This is a genomic window from Faecalimonas umbilicata (genome assembly GCF_042846195.1).
Lineage (GTDB): Bacteria > Bacillota > Clostridia > Lachnospirales > Lachnospiraceae > Faecalimonas > Faecalimonas umbilicata.
Genome location: NZ_AP031411.1, coordinates 2,061,941 through 2,074,110, shown reverse-complemented (window position 1 = coordinate 2,074,110; position 12,170 = coordinate 2,061,941). Strand labels below are relative to the sequence as shown.

Here is a 12,170-nt window from a genome sequence, read left to right as displayed (position 1 = left end):
ATACTTCCGCAGCCTTTCATATTGCAAGAGGAAAGAGTTTATTGGTGCTTTTCATTGACAATGGAAAAAAATATGTTTATGATAAAGATGATTGTTGTATATACAACTAATGTATATGAAAATATTGTAACTGTGACAGTTGTATATGTATAGAGGTATACGCAGGAAGAGAAGATTGCAGAAGTGTTAGAGAAAAAGGAAGGGGTTTGATGGAATGCTAAAACGGTTTTATGTGTACATGGAAAAGTATAAGATGTATGCGGTGCTAAGCTGCCTTTGCGTGGCATTTGAAACGCTTTTTGAGCTGATCATTCCGATGATCATGGCAGATATCATTGATGTTGGCGTGGCGAATGGAGATCAGGCATATATTCTGGAGAGAGGATTGCAGATGGTATTCTGTGCCGGGATTTCTCTAGTTCTCGGGATCGGGTATGCCAGGTTTGCGGCACTTTGTGGGCAGGGGCTTGGAGCAGAACTCAGGAAGGCGGAATATCGTAAAATACAAGAATTTTCTTTCTCAAATACGGATAAGTTTTCCACTTCTTCGCTTGTAACGAGATTGACAAGTGATGTGACATTGATCCAAAATGCTGTTTCAAACGGAATCCGTCCGCTGATCCGGGCTCCATTAATGATGGTGACCGGAATGATCTTGTCTTTCTTATTGAATGCGAAGCTGGCGCTTGTATTCTTTGTCGCGGCGCCTACACTTGGAATCTGCCTTTGGCTTGTGATCCGAAAAGTCAGACCACTGTATACGAGGATGCAGTCGGCAATAGACCTTGTAAACCGGATGATTCAGGAAAATCTGACGGCAATCCGTGTTGTGAAGGCATATGTCCGGGAAGATTATGAGAAAGTGAAATTTGCGCAGGTCAATCAGGAACTAAAAAGTATTTCTGAGAAATCTTTTCGAACAGCTGTGCTAAATATGCCTGCCATGCAGCTTGTCATGTATACAACGATCATATGCATTTTATGGTTCGGAGGAAAACTGATCTTTGCCGGGGAGATGGAGGTCGGAGAACTGACAGGTTTTTTAAGCTATGTTCTTCAAATTTTAAACTCGCTGATGATGATCTCAAATGTGTTTCTGATGCTGACAAGAGCGATGGCTTCTGGAAAGCGGATTTTGGATGTACTTGATGAAGAGATTGATCTGAAAGAGGATCCGGAAGCGACAGGTGAGATCAAAGCCGGAGAGATTGAATTTCGGAATGTTTCTTTTAAATATAAAAAAGAAGGAAAAAAATATGTGCTTTCGAATGTATCTTTTCATATTGAACCGGGGCAGACGGTAGGAATCATTGGAGGGACCGGATCTGCAAAGTCTACACTTGTACAGCTGATCCCAAGGTTGTATGACGTGACAGAAGGAGAAATTTTGATCGATCAAATACCGGTTAAACAATATCCGCTGAAGCATCTGCGTGAGGCGGTCGCTATGGTACTTCAGAAAAATACGTTGTTTACGGGCACGATTGCGGACAATCTGCGCTGGGGAAAAGAAGATGCAAGCGAGGAAGAGTTGATGAAAGCATGTCGTATGGCGTGTGCCGATGAATTTCTTTTACAGATGAAAGATGGACTTTCTTCACAGGTGGAACAAGGTGGTGTGAATCTGTCTGGTGGACAGAAACAACGACTGTGCATTGCCAGAGCATTGCTGAAGCGGCCGCGCATTTTGATTCTGGATGATTCTACAAGTGCAGTAGACACAGCAACCGAGGCGAAGATCAGGGAGGCGTTGCAGAACAATCTCGCTGATACGACAAAAATTATTATTGCACAGAGAATTACTTCGGTGATGCATGCGGATCAGATTCTGATCATGGAAGATGGAAAGCTGAATGATTGTGGAACACATGAGGAACTGTTGCAGCGAAATGAGATTTATCAAGAGATTTATTACTCTCAGCAGGAAGGATGTGGACTGTAATGGCAAGGACGATGAACTATAAAAAACCAAAAGACACAAAGAAAACATTGAAAAGATTACTTGGGTATCTCGGTGTACATAAGATTGCCGTGGCCATTGTAGCCATCCTTGTTACTGTCAGCAGTGTGGCGAGCATTCTTGGGACATATCTTTTAAAGCCGGTTGTCAATCGCTATATTCTTCCGGGGGATGTGGAAGGACTTGCGAGAATGCTTTTCTTTATGGGAGTGATGTATGCGGTAGGTGTACTTGCAACTTATGGCTATGGACAGATTATGGCGCGTACGGGACAGCAGGTGGTAAGTGAGATCAGAGAAGATTTGTTTCGTCACACTCAGGGGCTTCCATTGTCATACTTTGATGGACATACACATGGGGAGCTTATGAGTCGATTTACAAATGATGTAGATACAATCTCAGAAGCGTTAAACAACAGTTTCACAACTTTGATCCAGAGTTTTTTTACGATTGCCGGAACAATTATCTGTATCATTCTTCTGAATTTTAAGTTGTCACTGATTGTGTTGGTGTTCATGCTTTTGATGTTTTTCTTTATAAAGTATAGCGGTGCAAGGGGAAAACGGTATTTTAACAGCCAGCAGAAATATTTAGGTGAGGTCAACGGATTTATCGAGGAGATGGTGGATGGACAGAAAGTCGAAAAAGTGTTTAACCATGAAGAGGTGGATTTTAAAGAATTTTCCAAAAGAAATGAAAATCTCCGGAAAGCTTCCACAAGTGCATTTCAGTATTCCGGGATGCTGATTCCGACAATCGTCAGCCTCTCCTATGTCAATTATGCGGTTTCTGCATGTGTAGGTGGTTTGTTTGTGATCCAAGGGATGATGGATCTCGGAAGCCTTGCATCGTATCTAGTTTACGTCAGGCAGAGTGCGATGCCGGTCAATCAGTTTACAATGCAGGTCAATTTCCTGCTGGCAGCATTGTCCGGAGCAGAGAGGATTTTCGATATGATGGACGAAGAACTGGAGTGGGACGAGGGAACTGTCACACTGTGCAGAGTTCGGGAAAAAGAAGATGGCTCTTTGGAGGAATGCAGAGAGAGAAGTGGAAAATGGGCATGGAAAGATACGGAGGATGGGACAGTGGTCCCGCTTTGTGGAGATGTACGCTTTCATGAGGTAGAGTTTGGATATACAGAAAAGAAACAGATCTTAAAGAAGATCAGTCTCTATGCCAAGCCAGGTCAGAAAATTGCCTTTGTCGGTTCGACTGGCGCAGGAAAGACGACGATCATTAATCTGATCAACCGTTTTTATGATGTGCAGGGCGGATGTATTACTTATGATGGGATTGATGTGAAAAAAATCAAGAAGGCAGATCTTAGAAGATCTCTTGGACTGGTACTTCAGGACACTCATTTATTTACGGGGACGATTGCAGAAAATATCCGCTATGGAAATCTGGATGCAAGTCAGGAGGAAGTGGAGCAGGCAGCGAAACTGGCCAATGCAGATTCTTTTATCCGGCGCCTCCCAAACGGATACGATACGATGATCGAAAGTGACGGTGCAAATCTGTCACAGGGGCAGAGACAGTTGCTTGCAATTGCAAGGGCGGCAGTTGCAGATCCTCCGGTGCTGATTCTTGATGAGGCGACAAGTTCTATCGATACAAGAACGGAGCGATTGATCGAGAAAGGAATGGATTCTCTGATGAAGGGACGTACAGTATTTGTCATTGCTCACAGGCTCTCTACGGTTAGAAATTCCAATGCGATCATGGTGTTAGATCATGGGGAAATTATCGAGCGGGGAGATCACGAGGAGCTGTTGGAGCAGAGAGGAAGGTATTACCAGTTATATACGGGACAGTTTGAATTGGAATAAAAAGGAAAGAAAAGAGGAAAACATATATGGAAAAAACGGCGATGATCAGAGACCTTTTGTTCTGCCTTGATATGGAGCGCAGACAGACGTTAAGACCGAAATTTGAAAAGCTGGGGCTGACACCGGGACAGCCGGGAGTGCTGAAGGCGTTGTTGAAAAAGACAGAAATTACGCAGAAAGAACTGGCACAGATGTGTCATGTAGACCAGACGACGTTGTCAAGAAATCTGGATAAGCTTGTCCAACTAGGATATGTAGAAAGAAAGACCGATGAGGAGTGCAGGAGATGTTTTCTCATCTCATTGACACCGACTGGAAGCGAGAAGGCAAAGGAAGTTTCGATTGTCTTTCAAGAGTTGGAGAAGCGTCTGACGAATGGATTTTCAGAGGAGGAGCAGAAGATGCTTTACAGTTATCTTGAGCGGATGCTTTGCAATTTGAGGAACGAAGAAGTATCATTGTAGAAGAGCAGAGGGAACAATATCTGCTTGGAAGAAATGGAGGAAACGAGATGAATTTTGAGACCGTGTTATTGTATAATTTTGATGAGGGCCAGAAGGCGCGTAAGATTAAGATGGTGCTTTTAAAAATGAAGGTAAAGATAAAAAAAGTGTCAAAGGAGCAGTATTTGGAGCCGATTGGATTTTTGGCGGGAAATAAGGAGATACCATCGTCCGGGGACATTTATGAGGGGGAAGGATTTCCAGAGGAAATGCTTGTGATGAAAGGATTTACAAGCAGCAGGATCGACTTGCTATTAAAGGAGTTTCGAAAAGCGGGAATCGCGAAAGTTAATCTGAAAGCGATTGTGACGGAGTACAATCAGAAATGGACATCTTTGGAACTGTATCATGAGTTGCAGGAAGAACATGCAAAGATGAATCCAAAACAGACATTATAAAGATACGCCTTGTCGGAAATTTTCGGCAGGGTGTATTTTTTTAATACTCAGGAAATTTCTATGAAAACCTTTAGAAAATCTTTAGAATTTTGTCCGTGGGATATTTAGAACTCTGCTTTATACTAGGTTTTGCAAAGGAAAAGTAGTATACTGAAACTGTTTATGGAAGATTTTATTCTATTATAGAAAGTATACGAAAAGGAACGAAAGGGAGCAGGGGATATGAAGAATCAGATAGTAATTGTAGAAGATGATAAAGAGATTAGGGAGGGTGTGGAGATTTATCTGCGCAGCCAGGGGTACACAGTCTTTCAGGCAGAGAATGGGAAGGAGGGCTTAGCGATTATTGAGCGGGAAAAGATCGATCTGGCAATCGTTGACATTATGATGCCGGTGATGGACGGGATCACGATGACGATGAGACTTAGGGAAAAATATGAATTTCCGGTCATTATGTTATCGGCAAAATCAGAGGAGGTGGATAAAGTAATGGGGCTTAATATCGGTGCAGATGATTATGTCACAAAGCCATTTACCCCAATGGAACTGATGGCGCGGGTGAACTCTCAGCTTCGCAGATACAATCGATTTCAGGAGGCTCTCAACAAAAAAGAAGAAAAGGAAAGATCCTATATGATCGGAGGGCTGGAGGTCAATGAAGACCGTGTGGAAGTGCTTGTGGACGGAAGACAGGTCAAGATGACGCCGATTGAATTTAAGATTTTGCTGCTTTTGATCAAACATCCGGGAAGAGTCTTTTCCGCAGAGGAGATCTATGAGAGAGTCTGGAATGAAAAAGCGGTCAACACGGAGACGATCATGGTACATATCCGGAATATCCGGGAAAAGATTGAGATTAATCCAAAAGAACCAAAGTATGTAAAGGTGGTGTGGGGAATTGGCTACAAGATGGAAAAACAAATGTAAGATCAAATATTTTTTATGGACGCTGCTCTGCATAGTTCCGGCGATGGTGATTTTGTCCGCCTATCCGCATATACGAGAGCAGAGTGAGAAAGAGAGCAGAAAATATTATACGACACGGGAATTCGCGGAAATGCTTTACAATGGAAATCAAGTTTTACATGAAGAAATCAGTGGGGCGAATACGCGGGAGCTGGATCCACCGGGAAATTCTTTCCGGGAAATCCGTCCATATCTTCAATATGAAGTGTTAAATAAAAATGGAAAAACGATTCTAAAGAACGGGGAATCTTTAAAACAACTTCTTGCACAAGATCATCTAAAAAAATATGACTGGATCGTACAGATGGAATACGATCATCTTGGAAATGCAGAAGTGACAGAATGCTATGGAACTTATGCCCAGAAAATGAAAGTGCGTCTGTCGGAAGGACTGTATTGTCAATACGAAGATCAATATGAAGATGTAGAGACAGCAGAAGAGATGGGAACTCCGGCGGACTGTACATTTTTATATGGTATGACTAAGGAACAGGGGGAGGCATATCAGTCCTATATCGGGAATCCGTTTTATGCCGTTTATTATAGAAGCGGAATGGCGGATATGATCAGAATTTCGATTTTTGTTCTGATCGGTGCGGCGATACTTCTTCCGTTTGTGAAAAAGTTAAATACCGGAAACGAGAGAGGGTTCCAGATGCCGGTAGAAATCATTGGAATTACTGTCATAGGACTGCTGATCTTGTGGGAGGCAGTTACCAGTCTGGTCATCAGCACAATGAGAGGAGATATTCAGGATAGACTGGTACAGCTCGGATTGAGCAATGGAGATGCAGAAAGTATGGTCATGGCATGGAATCTGATTGTCTGGATCATATACTTCAGTCTGATTTACTGGGTGACAGGAAGCATCCGAAATCTAATCAGTATCGGATGGAAACAAGTAGTCAGAGAAAGGATATTTTTGATTCCGTTTCTGAAAAAACATCGTGCGAAACTGGAAAAAGCATGTTCTTTTCTGAAAAAGAAATGGAGCGGACTGGCAAAGCGGGTTGACATATTCTTTCGGATTGATTTGCAGGAACAATCCAATAAAGTAATCTTCCGGTTTGTTGCAGCACAGTTTGTGATCGTATCACTGTTTTGTATGGGATGGTTCTTTGGAATTGCGGGAGTGCTGATCTACTCAGTGGTCTTATTCCGGACTATCTGCAAAAAGTATTATAAGATCAAACAGGATTATCAGCGGATGCTTCAGGCGACAGAGAAGATTGCATCCGGCAACCTTGATATGTCTATGGAACAGGATTTCGGAATTTTTGATCCAGTCAGAAAGCAGTTACTCCAGATCCAGAGCGGATTTAAGTCAGCGGTAGACGAAGAGGTCAAAAGTCAGAAGATGAAGACGGAGCTGATCACCAATGTTTCCCACGATCTGAAAACACCGCTGACCGCAATCATCACTTATGTGAATCTGCTGAAAGAAGAAGGAATCACGGACGAAGAGCGAGAAAACTATATCAACGTGTTGGAGCGAAAATCTATGCGGCTCAAAGTACTGATTGAGGATTTATTTGAGGTCAGCAAGGCGACAAGCAAAAATGTGAAGCTTGAATTGGCAAAAGTAGACATTATTTCACTTTTAAAACAGGTGAGGTTAGAACTGAGTGAACGGGTGGAGAAATCCGAGCTTGATTTCCGGTGGAACTTTCAGGAGGAAAAGGTGTATCTTACTTTAGATAGTCAGAAGACCTATAGGATCTTTGAAAATCTGTTGATCAATATTTTGAAATATTCACTGGAAGGTACGAGGGTGTATATCGATGTGTCAGATAACGAGGATATAGTTACGATCACAATGAAAAATATTTCCAAAGGAGAATTAAATTTTAATCCGGGAGATATTACAGAGCGATTTGTTCGCGGGGATGTTTCAAGAAACACAGAAGGATCCGGGCTGGGACTTGCGATTGTCAAAAGCTTTGTGGAACTTCAGAAAGGGAAACTTACAATCGAGGTAAACGGAGATCTGTTTGTTGCGCGGATTGAGTGGAGACGGACAGAGATGGAGGAGATTTCCTAACAGACATCTTGCCTGTAAAAAACAATCCTTATTTAATTTTAACTTTACGCATTTCTTTTTAGAAGTATTTTAATTCTTGACATGATAATCTGTGGAAAGCATAAGGAGGGAATGAATGATGAAGCAGATAATCAGTCGGGTGACGACGATGAAAAAGAAATGCAAAGAAGAGTTTGATCATTTTTCAGATAAATATCCAGTTGCGACATGTGCGCTTGCATTTTTAGGAGCACCGGTTTTACTTGTCGGAGCACTTACACTCACTACAACTGTGGTGATGCTGCCATTTGGTATAGTTTTTGGGTGGATATAAAATGGGAAGAGGGCTTCCGGCATTAAAAAGTTATAATAGAAGTTTTAGAAAAAGCAATTATCCAATAGGGTAGTTGCTTTTTTTGATATCAAATTTTATAGGATTTTAATGGAAAAGTGAACATTTATAACACCGGCTTAATTTTCGTTATGCTAATTTGATATGGAAACAAATGGAGAAGGAAGGTATGAATAATGATAACAGATATTTTTATGATTTTGTTGTTGCTGATCTGTTTTGGAAGTATGAAGCTGCTGGCGGACTGGTGCGAAAAGCAGGTCGGGACAGCCAAAGAAAGAAAAAAAGAAAAATACTATCATGTGGAGGAAAAATAAATGTTGCAGATTATTATCACACTGGCGATTTATATTGCATTGGTGATTCCAGTCGGAAATTACATGTATCATATCGCCACCAACCGAAAGACATTTGCAGATCCGGTATTTAACAGAATAGACCGGATGATGTATAAAGTGTGCAGAATCAAAGGAGAGGGAATGACGTGGAAACAATACGCGATCAGTCTTTTGATGACAAATGCGGTGATGGTATTTGCAGGGTATTTCATTCTAAGAGTGCAGGGAATACTGCTGGCAAATCCAAATCAGATTGAAGGAATGGAACCGACACTGTCATTTAACACAATTATCAGTTTTATGACGAATACAAACCTTCAGCATTATGCCGGGGAATCCGGCCTTTCTTATTTAAGTCAGATGGTAGTCATTACCTTTATGATGTTTACGTCGGCCGCAACCGGATATGCAGCCTGTATGGCATTTTGCAGAGGAATTACTGGAAATAGCAAAGGTGTCGGGAACTTCTATGAAGATGTGATCCGCATCACTACAAGAATTTTACTTCCGTTTTCGATTGTGATTGGAATCCTTCTGATCTGGCAGGGAGTACCGCAGACACTGGCAGGAACTGCAACTGTGGAGACGATAGAGGGAAGACTTCAGGATATTGCAATGGGGCCGGTAGCGGCGCTTGAGAGTATCAAACATCTCGGAACAAATGGCGGAGGATTCTTCGGAGCAAACTCTTCCACTCCATTTGAAAATCCGACTATCATTTCCAACCTCATTGAACTATATTCGATGATGCTTTTACCGGGTGCCTGTGTCATTACTTTTGGTAAAATGGCCGCAGAGCGGAAAAAGGAGAAAACAGGAAACGCAGTCGCAGAGATCAAAAGAAATGTGACTTGCTTTGGTTCTCAGGGAAGAACGATTTTTGCAGCAATGTCTATCTTATTCCTTGTAGGACTTACCGTATGTTATTTGGCGGAGCAGTCTGGCAATCCTTTGCTTGCAGAAGCGGGACTGGATCAGACGGTTGGGAATATGGAAGGAAAAGAGGTTCGTTTTGGAGTTGCGCAATCAGCACTTTTCACTACAACGACCACTTCCTTTACGACTGGAACTGTCAACAATATGCACGATTCACTGACCCCGCTCGGAGGAATGATCCCGATGCTTCATATGATGTTAAACTGTGTGTTTGGCGGCAAGGGTGTCGGATTGATGAATATGATCATGTATGTGATCCTTGCTGTATTTTTATGCGGTCTGATGATTGGTCGGACGCCGGAATACCTGAATAAGAAGATTGAGGGAAAAGAGATGAAGCTGGTTGCGATTGTGCTGATCATTCATCCGCTTCTGATTCTCGGTTTCTCCGCACTGGCAGTGATGACAGGTGCAGGGCAGGAAGGAATTACAAATCCGGGATTTCACGGATTGTCGCAAGTATTGTATGAATATGCTTCTTCAGCAGCGAACAATGGCTCTGGTTTTGAGGGACTTGCAGATAATACTTATTTTTGGAACATTACGACGGGACTTGCGATGTTTTTCGGAAGATATATTGCGATGATCGCGCAGCTTGCAATCGCCGGAAGTTTTCTTGCGAAGCGAAGAGTCAATGAGACAGTCGGAACACTCCGCACAGACAACGTACTGTTCGTATTTATTCTTGTGTTTGTTGTGTATATTTTTGCAGCACTTACATTTTTCCCGGCACTGGCACTTGGACCGATTGCGGAACATCTTGTGCTGTGGATGCCATAATAGGGTGAAAGGATCTTGACGGAAATGGAAGAACAAAGTAAAAAAACAAAATTTATTACAAAGGATATTATGAAATCTGCTGTCATCGGATCGTTTCAGAAATTAGATCCGAGATATATGATAAAAAATCCGGTCATGTTCGTTGTAGAAATTGGATTTTTTATTACACTGGTGCTGACAGTTTTCCCGACAATCTTCGGTGATGAGGCAAATTTAAGAGTCTATAATGGAATTGTCACCGTGATCTTGTTTGTCACAATCCTGTTTGCGAACTTTGCGGAATCTGTCGCAGAAGGACGGGGAAAGGCACAGGCAGAAACATTAAAGAAGACAAAGAAAGATACGACTGCCGTTCTTCTGATGAAAGATGGCAGCGAGAAGAAAATCAGTGCATCAGAGTTGAAAAAAGGTGATATCGTCATCGTACGGACAAATGAGATGATACCGGGGGACGGAGAAGTGATCGAAGGAATCGCATCTGTCGATGAGTCTGCGATCACCGGAGAGTCTGCCCCGGTCACAAGAGAAGCAGGAGGAGATTTCTCATCGGTAACAGGAGGAACGACAGTAGTCAGCGACTGGCTGAAAGTAAGAATCACTTCAGATCCGGGTCATTCTTTTCTTGACAAAATGATTTCTCTTGTTGAGGGCGCTTCCAGAAAGAAGACACCAAATGAGATTGCGCTGAATATTCTGTTGATCAGTCTGACGGTTATTTTCTTGATCGTTGTTGTGACGCTTTATTGTTTCGCAGATTATTCTGGAGTTGAGATTCCAGTGGCAACACTGATCGCATTGCTTGTCTGCCTGATCCCGACTACGATCGGGGGATTGCTTTCGGCAATCGGTATTGCGGGAATGGACCGTGTAACAAGATATAATGTCATTGCATTGTCTGGAAAGGCAGTGGAAGCATGTGGTGATGTCGATACGATGATTCTTGATAAGACCGGTACGATTACATATGGAAACAGACTGGCAGCCGATTTTATTCCGGTGGAAGGGATAAAAAAGGAAGATCTGATTGATTATGCAGTAATGACTTCCTTAAGTGATGCAACACCGGAAGGAAAATCTGTAGTAGAGCTTGGAAAGACAATGGGAACAAGAATGGAAGAGTCTGTGGCAGATCAGGTAGAGTTTGTGGAATTCACTGCTCAGTCAAAGATGAGCGGTGTCAATCTGGAAGATGGCACACAAATCCGGAAAGGTGCCTTTGACGCAATCAAAAAATATGTTGCTGCCAAAGGAGGAAAGATTCCTTCTGATCTGGAAAAAATCGTGACAGATATCTCAAGTCTTGGAGGAACACCACTTGTTGTCTGTGTGGAGAATGTCATCTACGGTGTGATTTACCTGAAAGACACCGTAAAACCGGGGCTTGTGGAACGATTTGAACGGTTAAGAGAGATTGGTATCAAAACGATCATGTGCACCGGGGATAACCCGCTGACAGCGGCAACCATCGCAAAAGAAGCAGGTGTGGACGGATTTATCGCAGAGTGTAAGCCGGAAGATAAGATTGATGAGATTAAGAAAGAGCAGGGAGAAGGAAAGATTGTTGCGATGACTGGAGATGGGACAAATGATGCACCGGCGCTTGCACAGGCGGATGTCGGACTGGCGATGAACAGTGGAACTTCCGCAGCGAAAGAAGCAGCCAACATGGTCGATCTGGATTCCGATCCGACTAAGATTCTGGAAGTCGTGGAGATTGGAAAACAGCTTCTGATTACGAGAGGATCCCTGACAACATTCAGTATTGCAAACGATGCAGCAAAATATTTTGCGATCATTCCGGCAATGTTTACACTTGTCATCCCGCAGATGCAGGTATTAAATATTATGAAACTGTCCACACCATTCAGCGCAATCCTCTCTGCTTTGATCTTCAATGCGATCATCATTCCGTGTCTGATCCCGATTGCAATGAAAGGTGTCAAATATAAACCGATGCGTTCTGAAAAAATGCTTTTAAAGAACATGGGAATCTATGGACTTGGTGGAATCATCGTTCCATTTATCGGTATCAAGCTGATTGATATTGTAGTGACACCTTTGCTCGCACTATTAGGATTATAGAGA

10 protein-coding genes are annotated in these 12,170 nt (G+C 42.6%); all 10 read left to right on the top strand.

Going from position 1 to position 12,170, the window contains the following annotated elements; all coding sequences use genetic code 11:
- The first annotated feature begins 214 nt into the window (after positions 1-214).
- Positions 215-1,942 (top strand): ABC transporter ATP-binding protein, encoded by a 1,728-nt coding sequence (locus ACGG81_RS09890; RefSeq protein WP_390108110.1) that lies wholly within the window; start codon positions 215-217, stop codon positions 1,940-1,942.
- Entirely contained in the window at positions 1,942-3,792 is a 1,851-nt protein-coding gene (locus tag ACGG81_RS09885) for an ABC transporter ATP-binding protein (protein ID WP_270601223.1), read from the top strand. The genes ACGG81_RS09890 and ACGG81_RS09885 overlap by 1 nt, the downstream gene beginning before the upstream one ends.
- Before the next feature lie 26 nt (positions 3,793-3,818).
- On the top strand, positions 3,819-4,256 hold the full coding sequence (locus ACGG81_RS09880; RefSeq protein ID WP_016438361.1) for a MarR family winged helix-turn-helix transcriptional regulator: 438 nt from the start codon (positions 3,819-3,821) through the stop codon (positions 4,254-4,256).
- The gene (locus tag ACGG81_RS09875) at positions 4,223-4,693 is read left to right on the top strand and encodes a DUF3783 domain-containing protein (RefSeq protein ID WP_390108107.1); all 471 of its coding nucleotides are present in this window, start codon (positions 4,223-4,225) and stop codon (positions 4,691-4,693) included. Before ACGG81_RS09880 ends, ACGG81_RS09875 begins: the two co-directional genes overlap by 34 nt.
- A gap of 222 nt (positions 4,694-4,915) precedes the next feature.
- The gene (locus tag ACGG81_RS09870) at positions 4,916-5,620 is read left to right on the top strand and encodes a response regulator transcription factor (protein WP_008974945.1); all 705 of its coding nucleotides are present in this window, start codon (positions 4,916-4,918) and stop codon (positions 5,618-5,620) included.
- On the top strand, positions 5,592-7,700 hold the full coding sequence (locus ACGG81_RS09865; RefSeq protein WP_390108104.1) for a sensor histidine kinase: 2,109 nt from the start codon (positions 5,592-5,594) through the stop codon (positions 7,698-7,700). Before ACGG81_RS09870 ends, ACGG81_RS09865 begins: the two co-directional genes overlap by 29 nt.
- 115 nt (positions 7,701-7,815) lie before the next feature.
- Complete coding sequence (locus tag ACGG81_RS09860; RefSeq protein ID WP_320852518.1) at positions 7,816-8,013, top strand: hypothetical protein; 198 nt, start codon at positions 7,816-7,818, stop codon at positions 8,011-8,013.
- 194 nt (positions 8,014-8,207) lie between these two features.
- Complete coding sequence (locus ACGG81_RS09855) at positions 8,208-8,348, top strand: hypothetical protein (protein ID WP_016438366.1); 141 nt, start codon at positions 8,208-8,210, stop codon at positions 8,346-8,348.
- Positions 8,349-10,085: a potassium-transporting ATPase subunit KdpA gene (kdpA, locus tag ACGG81_RS09850; protein ID WP_390108101.1), complete on the top strand. Its 1,737-nt coding sequence runs from the start codon at positions 8,349-8,351 to the stop codon at positions 10,083-10,085. It begins immediately after the preceding gene.
- Between the two features lie 24 nt (positions 10,086-10,109).
- On the top strand, positions 10,110-12,167 hold the full coding sequence (gene kdpB / locus ACGG81_RS09845) for a potassium-transporting ATPase subunit KdpB (RefSeq protein WP_009262352.1): 2,058 nt from the start codon (positions 10,110-10,112) through the stop codon (positions 12,165-12,167).
- Positions 12,168-12,170 lie beyond the last annotated feature (3 nt).